Source organism: Larkinella sp. (assembly GCF_965227735.1).
GTDB lineage: Bacteria > Bacteroidota > Bacteroidia > Cytophagales > Spirosomataceae > Larkinella.
In genome coordinates this window covers 824,958-840,735 of sequence record NZ_OZ245776.1, presented here as the reverse complement: position 1 = coordinate 840,735, position 15,778 = coordinate 824,958, and the positions used below count along the sequence as shown (strand labels likewise).

General features: G+C 51.9%; 13 protein-coding genes. 6 read left to right on the top strand and 7 right to left on the bottom strand.

The genetic code is table 11. The features are described from left to right. Positions 1–152: 152 nt before the first annotated feature. The 6 genes from ACO064_RS03375 to ACO064_RS03350 form a co-directional block, all read right to left on the bottom strand. Positions 153–1,562, bottom strand: coding sequence for a nucleoside hydrolase-like domain-containing protein (locus tag ACO064_RS03375; RefSeq protein ID WP_421826000.1), 1,410 nt, complete (start codon positions 1,560–1,562; stop codon positions 153–155). Between the two features lie 12 nt (positions 1,563–1,574). Then, positions 1,575–2,549, bottom strand: a complete 975-nt coding sequence (locus ACO064_RS03370; RefSeq protein ID WP_421825999.1) for a transketolase family protein — start codon at positions 2,547–2,549, stop codon at positions 1,575–1,577. A gap of 21 nt (positions 2,550–2,570) precedes the next feature. Further along, the gene (locus ACO064_RS03365; RefSeq protein ID WP_421825998.1) at positions 2,571–3,398 is read right to left on the bottom strand and encodes a transketolase; all 828 of its coding nucleotides are present in this window, start codon (positions 3,396–3,398) and stop codon (positions 2,571–2,573) included. 6 nt (positions 3,399–3,404) lie between these two features. Next, positions 3,405–4,823, bottom strand: coding sequence for an L-fucose/L-arabinose isomerase family protein (locus tag ACO064_RS03360; protein ID WP_421825997.1), 1,419 nt, complete (start codon positions 4,821–4,823; stop codon positions 3,405–3,407). 303 nt (positions 4,824–5,126) lie between these two features. Then, positions 5,127–6,761 (bottom strand): chaperonin GroEL, encoded by a 1,635-nt coding sequence (groL, locus tag ACO064_RS03355; RefSeq protein ID WP_421825996.1) that lies wholly within the window; start codon positions 6,759–6,761, stop codon positions 5,127–5,129. A gap of 95 nt (positions 6,762–6,856) precedes the next feature. After that, positions 6,857–7,150, bottom strand: a complete 294-nt coding sequence (locus ACO064_RS03350) for a co-chaperone GroES (protein ID WP_114407921.1) — start codon at positions 7,148–7,150, stop codon at positions 6,857–6,859. A gap of 310 nt (positions 7,151–7,460) precedes the next feature. Here ACO064_RS03350 and ACO064_RS03345 point away from each other — a divergent pair, with 310 nt between their 5' ends. Further along, on the top strand, positions 7,461–8,198 hold the full coding sequence (locus ACO064_RS03345; RefSeq protein WP_421825995.1) for a hypothetical protein: 738 nt from the start codon (positions 7,461–7,463) through the stop codon (positions 8,196–8,198). Between the two features lie 187 nt (positions 8,199–8,385). Next, on the top strand, positions 8,386–9,498 hold the full coding sequence (locus tag ACO064_RS03340; protein ID WP_421825994.1) for a DUF2911 domain-containing protein: 1,113 nt from the start codon (positions 8,386–8,388) through the stop codon (positions 9,496–9,498). Between the two features lie 118 nt (positions 9,499–9,616). Here the strand turns inward: ACO064_RS03340 and ACO064_RS03335 are convergent, their stop codons facing one another. After that, positions 9,617–10,483: a GNAT family N-acetyltransferase gene (locus tag ACO064_RS03335; RefSeq protein WP_421825993.1), complete on the bottom strand. Its 867-nt coding sequence runs from the start codon at positions 10,481–10,483 to the stop codon at positions 9,617–9,619. A gap of 291 nt (positions 10,484–10,774) precedes the next feature. Between ACO064_RS03335 and ACO064_RS03330 the strand changes: the two genes are divergently transcribed. The 4 genes from ACO064_RS03330 to ACO064_RS03315 all read left to right on the top strand — a co-directional run bounded on the left by ACO064_RS03330 (position 10,775) and on the right by ACO064_RS03315 (position 15,737). Continuing rightward, positions 10,775–11,488: a hypothetical protein gene (locus tag ACO064_RS03330; RefSeq protein WP_421825992.1), complete on the top strand. Its 714-nt coding sequence runs from the start codon at positions 10,775–10,777 to the stop codon at positions 11,486–11,488. Between the two features lie 284 nt (positions 11,489–11,772). Next, entirely contained in the window at positions 11,773–12,471 is a 699-nt protein-coding gene (locus ACO064_RS03325; protein WP_421825991.1) for a hypothetical protein, read from the top strand. 226 nt (positions 12,472–12,697) lie between these two features. Next, positions 12,698–13,036 (top strand): PadR family transcriptional regulator, encoded by a 339-nt coding sequence (locus ACO064_RS03320; RefSeq protein WP_114407927.1) that lies wholly within the window; start codon positions 12,698–12,700, stop codon positions 13,034–13,036. 115 nt (positions 13,037–13,151) lie between these two features. Further along, on the top strand, positions 13,152–15,737 hold the full coding sequence (locus ACO064_RS03315) for an ABC transporter permease (RefSeq protein ID WP_421825990.1): 2,586 nt from the start codon (positions 13,152–13,154) through the stop codon (positions 15,735–15,737). The last annotated feature ends 41 nt before the right edge of the window (positions 15,738–15,778 follow it).

Here is a 15,778-nt window from a genome sequence, read left to right as displayed (position 1 = left end):
TTGCGCTTCCGCTTTTGCCCCGTTCCCCTAAGGGCCGGGCGGCCGGTGCCGGGCTTCGAAATCCGGATGTTTAAGCCCGGCACCGGCCGCCCGGCCTTTAGGGGAACGGGGCAAAAGCGGAAGAACTTAACAGCCTTGAACGGGGCAAAAAATTACGGAAATACCGTCACAATAACCCGTTGGTAGCGCGTCAGAGCCGGTTTGCCATTATCGGTTACGGCCAGAATGACATGCAGTGTCTCCGGTTGGGTCACTTTCGGGGCCGTCAAAAAAGCCGACTTTTGCCGGTTATCCTGAATTTCGAGTGGCCGGTTGCTTTCAAAAGTCCCCGGTTCGCGGTAATAAATCCATTCATACGAGAGCGAATTTCCATCGGGATCAGTTGATCCATCCGCACTTAAAACCACTTTCTCCCCACTTTTTACCCGCATTTGATTGGCGTGTTTCAAAACCGCCACCGGTGGGTGGTTGGCTTCCTTGTACGGTTTGACGGTCCAGTCGATGCGGGCGGCAAAGTCGTGTTGGTAGGCCTGCCGCCAGCGCCAGATGGTCGCTTTGTTGCTGTTGTGCCAGGCTCCGTCGATGCCCACCACCTCGTCTTCGGTGTCCGTCCAGATGGGGCGGGTTTCGGGTTCCAGAAACCACTTGCGGGTGCGGGGTGTATACAACTCGTAACGGCCGCCCCAACTACCATAGTTGGGGTGTTCTGGGTCGCTCAAGCCGTTGGTAATCAGCCCGAGAAAGCTGGGCGTATCTCCCTCCATGATAAAATCCGTGTGCGGATGTTCGGCACCGAGCGGCCCGTGGTTTTTCCGGATGTTTTCGTCCAGCCAGCGGTTGTTGACGAGGTTGGAATCCGCGCCATCGAAACCCCGCGTGAAGCCATCGCCACTGATGCCGCGCCAGGTGGAATAATGGTAGCCGCCCCGGGCGTGAAAACCGGGGCTGATGATGTAAAACAGCGTTGGAAAGGTCTTGCGAATCCACGGCCCGGCGTCGTCCTGATCGGAAATGGTGTAGACCCGGATTTTGGCCACAAACCGCTCGACCTCTTCGGGGGTGCGGGTTTGTCTGACTTTCCAGAGGGCCTGTCCCAGGCAATTGGCTCCACCCCAAATCGGAATCCAGACCGGGCGGTTGTCTTTCCGGTCCACCACGGCAATGATGTGTTCCGAACCTTCCGAGTCATTGCCCGGCCCAACGGCGTCCATACCATATTTGGGAATCGCCGGTTTGATGCGACTAAGCAGGTAGTCGGTTTCGGGATAGCCTTTTTCGTGGAGCAGCAGGTTGTTCCGCACTTTTCCGTAGGCCTGAACAATCCGCTGAATCCGCTCGGGTGCCACCCGGTTTCGCTGATGCACTGAAGTCGTAGCGATCAACCCTTCCACATCCCACTGATTGGAATAGGTCAGAAACCGCACCATCGACTGGGCGTCATCGGGTTCGTTTTCAATGTCGGTCAATACCAGCACCCGGAGTTTTTTGGCGTCCTGCGCCTGAGCAATGCCTGACGATAGCAATACGATGAAGGAGAGGAGGGGTAGGAATACTTTTTTCATGGGTAGGAAAGGTTAAGCCGTTTTGCGAACCAGGTTAAGCCCGGTTTCGGCAATGCCTTCTTCGGACAAACCGTAGTGATTCAGGATCTCGATCTGGGAACCCGTAACGGTGTATTCGTCCGGTATGCCCATGATTTTGAATGGATTACGAAAGCCGTTTTGCATCAGGAACGAAGCGCAGGCTTCACCCAGGCCCCCATAAACACTGTGTTCTTCCACCGTAACAATCGGAACACCGCTTGAAGCAACTTGCGCCAACAGTTCGTAATCCAGCGGTTTGATGGTGTGCATACTGACCACCGTCGACCGAATTCCGTACAATGTTTCCAGCCGCCGGGCCGCCTGAACGGCCGGATAGACGGTTTCGCCTGTTCCGATAACGACCAGATCATTCCCTTCCCGAACTACACTGCCTTTCCCGAATTCAAATCTGCGGTTTGGTTCTTCGGTCAGCAAGGGCATCGCTTTTTTGCCGAACCGGATGTAAATCGGATGTTCGGTTTGGGCCGCTAATCGAATGGCCTGCTCCGTTTCAAAATTATCCGCCGGAACAACAATCATTAGGTTATGAACCGCCCGTAAAGCCGCAAAATCGTGCAAACTGTGGTGGGTCGAGCCCAGGGCACCGTAGCTCACACCAGCACTGATGCCGATGAGTTTGACTGGGTTGTCGGAATAAGCCACGTCGGTTTTGATCTGTTCAAACGAACGTGCCGTCAGAAAACAGGCGGGAGAAACCGCAAACACTTTCTTACCCGTCGAAGCCAAACCGGCCGCGACGCCCACCAGATTTTGCTCGGCAATTCCGATTTCGACAATTTGCGCCGGGAATTTCTGGCCAAAAGGTACCAGCTTTCCCGAACCCCGTGAGTCACTGGTCACCACCAGAATCGTTTTGTCGGTGCGGGCCAGTTCCTGAAGCGTTCCCGAAAAAACATCGAGGTTGGCTTTATACGTAACCAGTTCGTTTTGCGTGATTTCTGCCATAATCTATCAATCGTTCGTTTCTCAGCGGAGAACAGCCTCAGCCTCCGCCAATTCTTCCAGCGCGTGGGTATATTGATCGGGATTCGGCACACCGTGGTGCCATTTTAACTGGTTTTCCATGTAACTGATGCCCCGACCCTTGACCGTGTGCGCAATCACAAGGCTGGGTTTGCCGACCGTAAAAGGCAAAACCGCAAAGGTTTCCTTCAACGCTCCCAAATCGTGTCCGTCGACGTGCCGGACTTCCCAGCCGAATGCTTCAAATTTCCGGTCGATCGGGTCCGTATTGCAGACGTCGGTCGTGGCTCCCGAGATTTGCAAACCGTTGTTGTCGATGATGGCGCAGAGGTTATCAAGCTTGTAATGAGACGCCAACAGCGCCCCTTCCCAGTTGGAACCTTCGGGCAATTCGCCGTCGCCGAGCATTGTGAAAACCCGGTAGGAGAGTCCGTCCAGTTTGGCAGCTAGGGCGGTTCCGACGCTAAGCGACAGGCCGTGTCCCAGCGAACCGGTATTCTGCTCGATGCCGTTGACTTTGCGGGTTGGGTGACCAATGTAATGCGAACCGTATTTGCACAGGGTCATCAAATCCGCTTCCGGAAAAAAACCTTTGTCTGCCAATACGACGTACAGGGCTTCCACCGTATGGCCCTTGCTCTGAATATACCGGTCGCGGAGGGGCGACTTGAAGTTGTCCGGGCCGACGTTCAGAACGTGGTTATACAGCACATTCAGAATGTCCACGCACGACAGACTTCCTCCGGTATGCCCGGCTTTCGCTTCGACGATGTACTTGAGAATCTTCCGGCGGTAGTCGACGGACTTGCGGGCTAGTTCCTGTTCAGTCATGGTTTCTCAATGTTCATACACGTCCCAACCCAGGTAGTTTTCAAAGGCTTCTTTCAAAATCCCGGCGGTTTTGGAGGCATTCATCACCACATGGTGTTCAAAACCGTTACGGCAAACGTACTGCATGAGTCCCTGCAAATTCGGAATTTGGGCCACCGCCCGGTTTCCGAACGTATTCAACGCATCGTCGGTCAGACGGCCTTCGCCGATGTAGGCTTTGATGATGCCTTTGGAGTCGTCGGTGCTGATGCGGCCGAAGGTGAGGGGAGAGGCCGGAGTGCGACCCGACAGGGCTCCGTACGTATTTTCTTCCCCGACGCTGGTTCCCAGAATCGGGGCGGTACTAATTTCAATGTCCGGTAAAAACGACTTCGCCCAGTTGCCACAGTGAAACAGCACGCACTTATTTTCGTCGTCGGCGTAATTGTTGTTCCAGTCGACCAGGGCGCTGGGCGAACCGGAGGCCAGTTGCATGGCGTACATGCTCAGGGTTCCCGTCACGTCGACCTCGCAGGCACTCGGCAGCATGTTTTCACTCATTATGCTCATGCTGGTACAGACGTTGCAGCCGTAATTCTGCTGAATGGAGGTCCAGCACTGGATGGCGGTGGCATCGAGGGAATTCTGTTCCACGAAGTCGTTCAGCACCACGTCCAGTTTGGCAATCTGCACCAGCTTCTCATCCGGGGTGCGGCCCGTTGGTGTGTAGGCTTTAATGGCCTCCAGGCGGTTTTTGACGCTGCTGTCGTCTTTGGTCAGTTTGTTGGCATTGCCCAGAATTTCGGACAAATCGACGGTCACCACCGAAATGCCGTGGCGCTGGAGGATTTTTTCGCTGTAACGAACGGTATTGAATCCGCCGGGCCGGGCACCCACGGCACCGATCCGGACTTTCTGCAAACCCCGCACGACCCGGCAAACCCCGATGAAATTCTGCAAATCCTGCGTAAAACTCGGATCGGTTGGATGCACGACGTGTTTGGTGGTCAGCGTGTATTTGATGCCGAACTGGTAGACGTTATTGCAAACCGAAATCTTTCCGCACCACGAATCCCGTCGGCGGGCCACATCCAGTTTGTTCAGATCGTCGGGGTAGGCCTGAATCAGCACCGGAACGCTCAAGCCGGCCAGTTTCAGGGTTTCAGCAACGCCCCGTTCATCGCCGAAATTGGGCAGAATAACCAGAATGCCACTGATTTCGTCGCGGTGTTTCTTGAACAAATCCGCACATTTCCGGGCATCCTGAAACGTTTCGACACCGCCCAGTTTGGTTTCTTCCGTTTCCAGTAAAATGGGATTGACGTTCTGGCTTTTCAGGATGTCGATGATTTCAACCCGCGACTCGGCCACCAGCCGATCCGGGAAAAAGTCACGGTTTCCGATAATAACACCCAGACTGATGGGGGCGCTTTCTTTTTTGCTCATAGTGAGGTAAGGGCAATGATTGAGGGAATTACCGGTTTTCGGGTACCAGTAATCTTATAAATCGAAGCAATTTACAAAATAAACGAAAGTAAAAAATAGTAAACGTAAAAATAGGTCGGCATTTTAAAACTTAATAGCCGGAAAATTATATCATTTTAGGGTTTAGGGTGCTAGTTTGTTTTTGTATTCTTTTGTTTGAAATGCGTCATCGAACCGCCTGGATGTGCGATTGGCAGAAGAAAAAAAACAAAAAAGCCCCCGACAGACTGCCGGGGGCTTTGGTATGCGTAAGGGGAGGGATGATTACATCATGCCGCCCATACCACCTGGGTGACCGTGTCCACCACCACCAGCCGGTGCTTCTTCCGGTTCGTCGGCGATCACACATTCGGTGGTCAACAACAGGCCAGCGATCGAAGCGGCATTTTCCAGCGCCAGACGGGCTACTTTCGTCGGGTCGATGATACCGGCTTCCACCATGTTTTCGTAACGATCTTCGCGGGCATTGTAGCCGTAGTCGCCTTCGCCGGCTTTCACCGCGTTCACAACCACGGAGCTTTCGCCACCGGCGTTGGAAACAATCGTCCGCAGCGGAGATTCCAGCGCAACACGGATGATGTTTACACCGGTTTTTTCGTCTTCATTGCGGGTTTCAACCGCATCCAAAGCCTTGATGGTCCGGATGAAAGCAACACCACCACCGGCCACGATTCCTTCTTCAACCGCAGCGCGGGTTGCGTGCAGGGCATCATCAACGCGGTCTTTCTTTTCTTTCATTTCTACTTCGGTCGCAGCACCGATGTACAGAATCGCTACACCGCCCGACAGTTTCGCCAGACGTTCCTGCAGTTTTTCCTTGTCGTAATCAGAAGTCGTGTTTTCGATCTGTGATTTGATCTGGTTGACACGGCCCGTAATATCTTCTTTCTCACCTGCACCATTGATAACAGTTGTGTTATCCTTGTCGATGATGATTTTTTCGGCAGTGCCTAAAAATTCAATAGAAGTGTTTTCCAGTTTGAAACCACGCTCTTCGGCAATGACCTGGCCACCCGTCAGGATAGCAATGTCTTCCAGCATGGCTTTCCGGCGATCGCCAAAGCCCGGAGCTTTCACAGCGGCCACTTTGAGGGCACCACGGATTTTGTTGACAACCAGCGTAGCCAGTGCTTCACCATCGACATCTTCAGCGATGATCAGCAACGGACGACCAGTTTGAGCAACCTGCTCCAGAACCGGCAGCAATTCTTTCATCGAAGAAACTTTTTTCTCCGAGATCAGAATAAACGGACGGTCCAGTTCAACTTCCATTTTGTCGGTGTTGGTCACGAAGTAAGCCGACAGATAACCGCGGTCAAACTGCATCCCTTCAACGGTTTTTACTTCCGTTTCCGTACCACGCGCTTCTTCAACGGTGATCACACCTTCTTTGCCCACTTTCTCCATGGCATCGGCAATCATCTGGCCGATTTCCTCGTCGCTGTTGGCCGAGATCGTTGCTACCTGAGCAATTTCTTTCGACGTTTCGATGGCGCGGGATTGTGAACGCAGGTTGTCGACAACGGCAATAACCGCTTTGTCGATACCGCGTTTCAGGTCCATCGGGTTGGCACCGGCCGCTACGTTTTTCACCCCGATCGAGTAGATCGCCTGGGCCAGAACGGTAGCGGTCGTCGTTCCATCACCGGCTGAGTCAGCGGTTTTGGAAGCGACTTCTTTCACCAACTGAGCGCCCATGTTTTCGATGGCGTCTTTCAGTTCAATTTCTTTGGCAACGGTAACACCATCTTTGGTGATGGCCGGTGAGCCGAATTTCTTATCCAGAATAACGTTCCGGCCTTTGGGTCCCAACGTTACTTTAACAGCGTCGGCGAGGGTGTCAACACCCTTCTTGATCCGATCGCGGGCGTCGATATCAAAAAATATTTTCTTAGACATGAGTGAAAAGGAATTAATGGTTTTAACGAGTAATGCAAACGGGTTTCCGGGCAGCCAGTGTCAGATTAAACTGAATCGGGGCTGGCGGGAGAACCTTAGATAATGGCAAAAATGTCCGACTCACGCATGATGAGGTATTCTTTGCCCTCAACGGTGATTTCGGTACCGGCATACTTACCGTACAAAACGGTATCGCCAACCTGAACGGTCAGAGGCTCATCTTTCTTGCCCGTGCCAACGGCGACAATCGTTCCGCGTTGTGGCTTTTCTTTGGCGGTGTCGGGAATGATGATACCAAATGCGGTTTTTTCTTCAGCAGGAGCTGGTTCAACCAGCACCCGGTCAGCCAACGGTCTTACGTTTACTTTACTTTCCGTTAGTGCTTCCATAATGGGCTTGTGTTTTAGAAGTTAAATTGTTTTATGCTTGATTAGATGTTCGACGGTATCGGCAAACCGTTGCAACGGCGAACCGCATACTGTCGAACTGACGGTCGATTTTGGTCACTTATTGTGCCAGACCACTTTTTTCTGGTAATACTGACAAAATTTCCGATTTATGATGTCAGTTTGGTAATCAATGGGTTAGGGCAAAGCCTTTTTGGTCGGAGAAAAAAAACGCCAAACACTATTTGGCAGATTGGGATTTTTCGTTAACTTACTAAACAACAAGACTGTCTGTTCTTCATTCGTTTTCACTATGAAAAAACTTCAGAAAGACTGGTTGACGCAAGGACTGATTGATTTAGAGTACAAAAAATTTGTCGTTCTGGCCTATCTGCAAAACGTTCAGCAACACTTCTCTGACAAAAAGTTATACCCTGACCTGACGGAATTGCGGGATCATTACGAGACCGGTCTCCGTTTTCGGAACCGCAAAGGTACGCTTTCTGCTTCATTCCCCAAGGACGCCACCGGAATTGACCCCGAAAGTCTTACGGTACGGTACCAGTCCCGGCAGGAAGACGATGAGTATATGTCAGAAATCGACTCCATCATGAATTTCGCCCTGCCCCGGTTTGGTCACACCCTGACGAAAGGGCAGGAAATGGCCGATGAACTGGCCGCGACTTTAACGCTGACTCCCGTCGGCATGTTGCCGCTGCGCCGGGATGAAGGCTACATTTTCCTCCATTGGTCGTCGCATTCCCAGACCCATATCTATTATTTCAACCTGACCTGGACGGGCCTGGCCCTGCCGGGATTGGCCCTGTCGACGACGCAAACCGGCCGTCAGCCAATCCGGACGCGCTACATTGACTCCGTGCGGAAGGGCGTCGGGCGGACCTACGAAACGCTGAAACTGGAACTGATCCGCCGTCGGCCGTTCCTGCCCAACCCGGCCACGTTCATGGTGGAATCGAAACGTCGTCTGCCGCTGGAAGAAACGTTGCTGCCGATGGCCGAGCGGTTGGTGGAGCGGGAGGTTTCAGAGTAAAAAGCGTTGTTACACAGGGTTGATCGGAGGACATCAGAGGTAATCAGAGAAATAATTTAAAACTCTGATTACCTCTGATGTCCTCCGATCAACCCTGTGTAACGCGCTTTAAAATCCCCCAGAGTGCGGGAGCTACACCCGGTTTTCATGCGTTTATTTTGACGGTAAACACTTTATCGACAACACCATGAAAGCACGGTTTATCTTATTCCTTCTGGCTCTCAATGCAACGCTGGTTTCCGCCCAGCAACTCACCGCCATCCCCGACGGTGGCAACCGAAAAGCCTCCGTTTCGGAGCAAATTGGTCTGACAAAAATCGCCATTCACTACAGCCGCCCCGGTCTGAAAGGGCGGGAGGGAAAAGTTTGGGGAACACCGGTAGCCCATTACGGGCTGGTGGACCTCGGTTTCGGCACCAGCAAAGCCGCTCCCTGGCGGGCAGGTGCCAACGAAAATACCCTCATTTCGTTTTCGAATGATGTTAAAGTCGAGGGCAAAGACCTCCCCGCCGGAACGTACGGGCTGCACATGATATTGGGCGAGGCCGAAACAACGGTTATTTTCTCCAAAAATTCGACGTCCTGGGGTAGCTTTTTCTACGAACCGTCGGAGGACGCGCTGCGTGTAACGGTCAAAAACCAGCCGTTGGAAAAGAGCGTGGAGTGGCTCAAATACGAGTTCATCGACCAAACGGACAACGCGGCAACGGTGGCACTTTCGTGGGAAAAACGCCAGATCCCATTTAAGGTTGAAGCCGATGTGGTGAAGATTCAGTTAGCGTCTTTTAAAAACGAATTGCGCAATTCGCAGGGCTTTACGTGGCAGTCGTACGTTCAGGCGGCTACGTATTGCCTCCAGAACAAAACCAATCTGGATCAGGCGCTGGTCTGGGCCGATCAGGCCGTTGGTTTGCCGTTCATTGGTCAGAAAAACTTCCAGACACTCAGCACGAAAGCCCTGGTTTTGACGGCTCTCAACCAGCAGGCCAACGCCGATGCGGTGATGAAGGAAGCCGTTCCGATGGGCAACCTGAACGAACTCCATCAGTATGCCCGCACGCTGCTTCAGCAAAACCGGACGAAAGATGCATACGCGGTTTTTAAGGTGAACTACGACAAGAACCCGAACCAGTTTACGACCAACGTCGGAATGGGAAGGGGGTTGTCGGCCCTCGGCGATTTCAAAAAAGCGTTGCCCTACCTGAAGGCGGCTCTGCCCCAGGCACCGAACGAGCTGAATAAGAATGGCGTCACGGCGATGATCAAGAAACTGGAAGAGGGCAAAGACGCGAATCAGTGAGTTTTAGAGAGGAGTTGTTTCGCAGAGTTGATCGGAGGACATCAGAGGGAATCAGAGAAATTATTGTAAACTCTGATTCCCTCTGATGTCCTCCGATCAACTCTGTGTAAGAGCATCGTTACCGTAGCGGTAACCGGAAATAATCCTGGCCCATCTGAATCGTGAAACCGGATTTCTGGTACAGATTGAGGGCCGGTTCGTTGCCGGAGTCTACTTCGATTAGAATGGTTTCGGCTATGGACTCCTGTAGAATGTCCAAAATACGGAACAAAATGGTTTTGCCGATTCCCCGCCCCTGAAACGCCGGGCAAACGCCTAAACCAATAATCCAGGCGTCGTTCTGCACAAAATTAATGGCCACCATGCCGATCGGGTTTCCGTCCAGCGTGGCAATATACTGCGTCAGATGGGGCGTTGTGATGGTGGTTTCCAGGAGCTTACGGGCTTCGTCTACGGTGCCCCCAAAGATCGTTTGACTCAATTTCGACAACGGTTCCAGGTCCGCCAAACCGGCCTTGACGAGGTGAATTGCCGGCGCGGAAACCGGAAGCACCACCGACGGCAGCGGTTCCCAGCGCAATTGATACTCGGTGTTGGAATAGGTGGCTCCCAACTGCCTGACGAAGGCCTGTCCCGATTCGGAAGCCCGTTCCGTAATCAGCAGCATGTGCTCGTAGCCGTAGTTTCGGGCTGCGTCCGCAGCCACTTCGAGCAGGGTCGAAAAGCAACCTTTCCGCCGGGCTTTGGGAAGCGTATAGCCGCAAAATTCAACCACACTGGTCGTTGGAGCAAAAGCCGATAAAAGGCCCATCAACACGTCATTTTTGTAGAGTAGAAACCAGTGGCACATCGACTGGAAATAATTCATGGATTTATCCCAGTGAATGTGGCCCATCAACCCATCATCAGCCTTGCATTTTATTTCGAGAGCCTGAGCGGCCAGGTATTGTTCCTGATTTAATTCGGTCAGTGAAAGGATCTTCATGCTGCAAACTTACGCGAAAATCAGAAAGGCCGGACGTTGTTCATGCAACGGTGACCGCTTTTTGCTCCTCTATGGGGTATACGCATCAAACCGGCCCGGAGAACCTTGCTCTACTGTCCATTCCGGGACAAAAGGTGTCCACTAATGGACGCGTCGCCTTCAACCTAAACGCAAATACCGTGATTTTGATCGATTAAGCAGACTTTATCAGGTTTGGCAACAGATTTGTTCTGCAAACATTGAAATAATACTTTGCCCTTTTATCTCTCGTAAACAACAAATGCACAAATCATGAAAACCCTCCTTCAAAAAACAGTCCGCAGATGCCAGAATTGGCTGGTTGTAAGTCTCTTCCTGTACGGTTTGACGGCGACCGCCCAGTCCGATTATTATGCCAGAACCGACTCGGCCAGGGGATATTGGAAAATTCAGACCGACGTCACGACCCAGCAAACCAGGATCCGTTTTTTTAACCGTTGGCATGAACCGATTTATGAAGAATCGCTGTCGAACCGGTATGTAAAACTGACGAATCGGAACATCCGCTTGTTCGACACGATGCTGGAGCGGCTGTCGACCAACCAATTGCTGTCGGCCGAAGTCAAAAGTCATGAGTTAGTGGCCACCAGCAGCAGTGAGCCTTATCACGTTGTGTCGACGCCGTTGTCAACTCCGGTTTCTACATTTTACATACTGGCATCACCTAAAGAAACCCTGGAAGTCAATCCGTTGCGCTCCGATGTCGCCATCAGCAGCACCGGCAGGCTAAAAGTTCACGTCGTGAATCTTCGGCAGGAGCCGATGCTCATTGCGTTGCTTGACGATCAGGGGCGATATGTGTTCAAGGAAAAAAACTCGGTTCCAGCCTACAACCGGACGCTGAATCTGACCCGTTTGCCGGAAGGAAAGTTCCGGTTTGAAGTAGAAGGAACACAAAAGCGGTATGCCTACCGGTTAATCATTCAGGCCAATCCGCAGTCGTATCAGCTACGGGCAATTCCCTGAGGACACACCAAAAGCTTGGAAAGGCTCTACAGGCTTTCTGTCCCACTTTTCCCCTCATTCGTCACTTACATTGACGTGTTTACCGGCAATTTCGCTGCTTTGCAGAAAGAAATCACTGCCCGCAAAACCGGACAGACTTTGTACGGTTTCGGACAGTACGATTATCTAAAAAGGGCCTCTATTCATTCAAAACGGCGTTTTAGATTCTGGTAAGAGATTTGTTTTGCAAAGATTGAATAAATGTCAACCAATTTAACAACCTGTAAACAACACGCACAATTCCCATGAAAACTGTTCAAGAAAAAACCGCCAACCGATTCAAAACCCTCCTGGTTCTGCTTCTTTTGTTCAGCACGCTTGTCGGTTATGCCCAGCCGGATTATCATTCCGGCCCGGATGTGAGCAAAGGATACTGGAAAATCCAGACTGATTACAACACCCGCAGCACGGTCATCCGGTTTTTCAACGCCCGGCAGGAACCGGTCTATCAGGAAACGCTGCGGGGCCAGTATGTCAAATTGACCAAACGCAATATTCGTCTGTTCGACGAAATGCTGGATCGGGTCGTGAACAACCAGTTGCTGGCATCGCAGGTCCGTTCGTCGGAGTTGCTGGCTTCCAATGAGTCCGGGTTGTCAAAAACCTCCCGGGTGTATGCCTACGAAGATCATTCGCCGTCGGTTATGCCGGAATTCAATGCGAAATTTCTGGTCAACCCGCTGGTAAATTCGTACGGCAAACTCCGCATCAATTTTGCCAATCCCGACCGGAAGCAGGTTATTATTGAACTGACCGACGAGTCGACCAACCTGATTCATTACCGCGAACTGAACCGGCAGGCGGGCTACAACCGCTATTTTGATGTAACCCACTTGCTGAGTGGCAAATACCGTCTTCAGGTAAAAGGAGCTGGCGAAACGATGAATTACTGGCTGACCATCGACAAACCGTATCAGCGCTACGAGCTGAAAGCAGAGAAGTAGAGCGGTTTACGGTTTTCGGTATACGGTTTTCAGTTTACGGTCTTCCACCGAAAACCGTAAACTGAAAACCGTATACCGAAAACCGTAAACCTGTTCGGGTTCGGACAACCGGAGTGTACGAATTCGGACAGGTTCTTTTTTGGAAAGTGCTTAAATGGCCTGATTGGGCCATTTTTTGTTTCTGGCAGCAGATTTGTTCTACAGAAGTTAATTATATCTCTTTGCCATGAGACGATCGTATTTAGGCGAGTTTGAAGAGGTGGTGTTGCTGACGGTAGCGGTTTTAGGAACCGGTGCCTATGGCGTGGCCATCACCGACGAACTGGACCGACAGACGGGCCGGGCCGTCAGCATCAGCGCCGTTCACGCGGCTTTACACCGGCTGGAAGAAAAAGGCATGTTAAAGTCACACCTCGGCGAGGCCACGGCCGAACGGGGTGGGCGACGAAAGCGCCTGTTTTCGGTCACGGTGCTGGGAAGCCGGACGCTGCACGACATCCGCGCCGTCCGCGATCAGCTTTGGGATTCGATCTCTCCGCAGGGGCTGCCGGCAGTGAGTTTGTAAGAAGAAATGAATAAATAATAATGAATGTCGAACGCCGAATATCGAATATCGAAAGGTGGGTCGATTCCTTCATTATTCGAAATATCAACATTCATTATTCGATATTCCCGCGATTATGAACCCCCCAAAACCGCCACAATGGGCCAGCCGACTTCTGGCCTGGTTTTGCGCTCCGCACCTGATCGAAGAGATCCAGGGAGATCTGCACGAGCGGTTTGTCCGCCGGGCCAGGCTGTTTGGGGAGCGGGATGCCCGCTGGCAGTATGCCTGGGAAGTGCTGAAGTTTATGCAACCCCAATTTTTGAAAAGGAAACCGGATTATTCTCCAAAACCGCAAACGATTGCTATGCTACGCAACTATTTTACGATTGCTTACCGGACCATTCTTCAGCAGAAAAGTTACGCTTTCATCAACGTAATGGGCCTGGCCCTGGGGTTGTCGGCCTGCATTGTCATTTTTCTGGTCGTTCGGAATGAACTGACCTACGATGCGTTTAACCGGAAAGCCGACCGGACTTACCGCGTAACGGTTCATGGTTTAGACTACAATCCAAGCGTTTCGTTTGCCATTGCGCCGACTTTTCGCACTGATTTCCCGGAAATGGAGCAGGTTTCCCAATATTATTACCGGGGAGAAGGCCAGACTCAGGTTGGCAACGAACGGTATCTGGAAGAAAGTTATGCCTATGCCGACCAAAATTTTCCGCAGGTTTTCGATTTTAACTGGCTGGCTGGCAACCCTAAAACCGCGTTGCAGGAACCCAATACCGTCGTTTTGACGGAAACCATCGCCCGAAAATATTTTGGTGATCAGGACGCGCTGGGTAAAACCATCCGGCTGGACAACGAACACGATCTACGCGTAACCGGCATTATGAAAGATCTGCCGCCGAATACGCACCTGGTTTTTAATTTTCTGGTGTCGTGGGAAACCATCCGAAAAGAGGTTAATACCAATAATTTCTGGTCGATTAATGGCGGCTATCTTTATGTGGTGTTACCGGAGAAAGTACGGGCTGAGCGTGTAGAAGCCCGATTGCCAGCTTTTGTTCAGAAAAACTGGGGAGATCAGTTGATACGCGACAAGGGAGAACTGATTTTGCAACCGTTACGGGAAATTCATTTCGATAAACGCTACCTCACCCAGATTACGATGCCGCGTTCCAAAGAAACCATTTACGGTTTGGCGGGTGTCGCCCTGGTCATTATCCTGACGGCCTGCATCAATTTTGTCAACCTGGCGACGGCCCAGGCCGTTCGGCGGTCGAAGGAAGTGGGCATCCGGAAAGCCTTGGGGGCCTTTCGGCGGCAACTGGTGGGTCAGGTGCTGGGTGAAACCACCCTGCTGGTGGGTTTGGCAACGGTTCTGGCCCTGGGTGCGGTTTGGGCATTTCTGCCTCTGGCCAAACCGCTGTTGAACATCCGAATCGATGCCAGCCAACTGATTGAACCCCAGGTGATCGTGGTTATTTTTGGGGTTGTCCTGTCAACGATTCTGCTGGCGGGTTTGTACCCGGCCTTTGTTCAGTCCGGATTTCAGCCCATCAAAGCCCTGAAAGCCCGCTCTACGGAGGCATCGTTTGGCGGAATGACCGTCCGTAAAGGACTGGTCATCCTGCAATTTGCCATCACGCAGGTGATGATTATCGGTACACTGGTGGTGGCCAGCCAGATGGATTTTTTCCAGAACCAGGACATGGGTTTCGACAAAGAGGCCATTGTATCATTCGGTACGGGTGGGAAGGCCGATGTTCTCCGGCAGAAATTACAGAATAATCCCGGCGTTGAGCAAATCAGTTTTGCGTCAGCGGGGCCAGCCTATAATTTCAATTTTGCTCCTTTTTCGGCGCCTGAACTCGGGATGCCGGAAAACGATGTGGTCGAGTTTAAAATGGTGGACGAAAACTACATTCCGATGTATCGGCTGGCGTTGCTGGCAGGCGAACCGATTATCAAAACGGCGGAGGGTGATACGGCCCGTAGTGTGATTGTCAACCAGACACTGATACGACGACTGGGTTTTCAGAACGAAACCGAGGCCATTGGCAAGCGGTTTCGGCTCGCGGGCGAACCGGCCCTGATTCGCGGTGTGGTCCGGGATTTTCAGAGCGAATCCAAGCATAAAAAAATCCGCGCCTGTGTGCTGACCTACAATTCGCGGGCGTTCTGGCAGGTGAGCGTCAAGCTGCGTCCGCAGAACCTGCGTGAAACACTGGCGACTATCGAGAAAGACTGGACTGAATTGAATCCGGAATCGATCTTTCGGTATGAGTTTGTGGATGAGCACATTGCGAAATTATATACGCAGGAAGAAAAAATGTACAACGCGTTCCGGCTGTTTGCTGGAATTGCCATCGTCATCGGCGGTTTGGGCCTGTTCGGGCTGGTTTCACTGATGGCCGTTCAGCGGACCAAAGAAGTCGGTATTCGGAAAGTACTGGGCGCATCGGTGGGTAGCATCGTCGTGTTGTTCTCGCGGGAATTTGTGTGGCTGATGCTGATTGCCTTCGTCATGGCCGCCCCGCTGGCCTGGTATGGCATGGATGCCTGGCTTCAGGAATACGCTTACCACATTCAGATTGGACCGTCGATTTTCCTGATTGCCATACTGGTCACGTTTGTCGTTGCTGCACTCACGGTGAGTTACCAATCGATCAAAGCCGCCTTGGTGAATCCGGTGAAGTCATTGCGCTCTGAATAAGGAATAATACTGAATAACGAATATCGAACAATGAATATTGA

Bases quoted from the DNA above. Each gene is read 5' to 3' on its own strand.
- ACO064_RS03345 (WP_421825995.1), top strand. From the start codon at position 7,461: ATGAAAAAACTTCAGAAAGACTGGTTGACGCAAGGACTGATTGATTTA.
- ACO064_RS03330 (WP_421825992.1), top strand. From the start codon at position 10,775: ATGAAAACCCTCCTTCAAAAAACAGTCCGCAGATGCCAGAATTGGCTG.
- ACO064_RS03340 (WP_421825994.1), top strand. From the start codon at position 8,386: ATGAAAGCACGGTTTATCTTATTCCTTCTGGCTCTCAATGCAACGCTG.
- ACO064_RS03315 (WP_421825990.1), top strand. From the start codon at position 13,152: ATGAACCCCCCAAAACCGCCACAATGGGCCAGCCGACTTCTGGCCTGG.
- ACO064_RS03320 (WP_114407927.1), top strand. From the start codon at position 12,698: ATGAGACGATCGTATTTAGGCGAGTTTGAAGAGGTGGTGTTGCTGACG.
- ACO064_RS03335 (WP_421825993.1), bottom strand. From the start codon at position 10,483: ATGAAGATCCTTTCACTGACCGAATTAAATCAGGAACAATACCTGGCC.
- ACO064_RS03375 (WP_421826000.1), bottom strand. From the start codon at position 1,562: ATGAAAAAAGTATTCCTACCCCTCCTCTCCTTCATCGTATTGCTATCG.
- ACO064_RS03360 (WP_421825997.1), bottom strand. From the start codon at position 4,823: ATGAGCAAAAAAGAAAGCGCCCCCATCAGTCTGGGTGTTATTATCGGA.
- ACO064_RS03370 (WP_421825999.1), bottom strand. From the start codon at position 2,549: ATGGCAGAAATCACGCAAAACGAACTGGTTACGTATAAAGCCAACCTC.
- ACO064_RS03350 (WP_114407921.1), bottom strand. From the start codon at position 7,150: ATGGAAGCACTAACGGAAAGTAAAGTAAACGTAAGACCGTTGGCTGAC.
- ACO064_RS03325 (WP_421825991.1), top strand. From the start codon at position 11,773: ATGAAAACTGTTCAAGAAAAAACCGCCAACCGATTCAAAACCCTCCTG.
- groL (WP_421825996.1), bottom strand. From the start codon at position 6,761: ATGTCTAAGAAAATATTTTTTGATATCGACGCCCGCGATCGGATCAAG.
- ACO064_RS03365 (WP_421825998.1), bottom strand. From the start codon at position 3,398: ATGACTGAACAGGAACTAGCCCGCAAGTCCGTCGACTACCGCCGGAAG.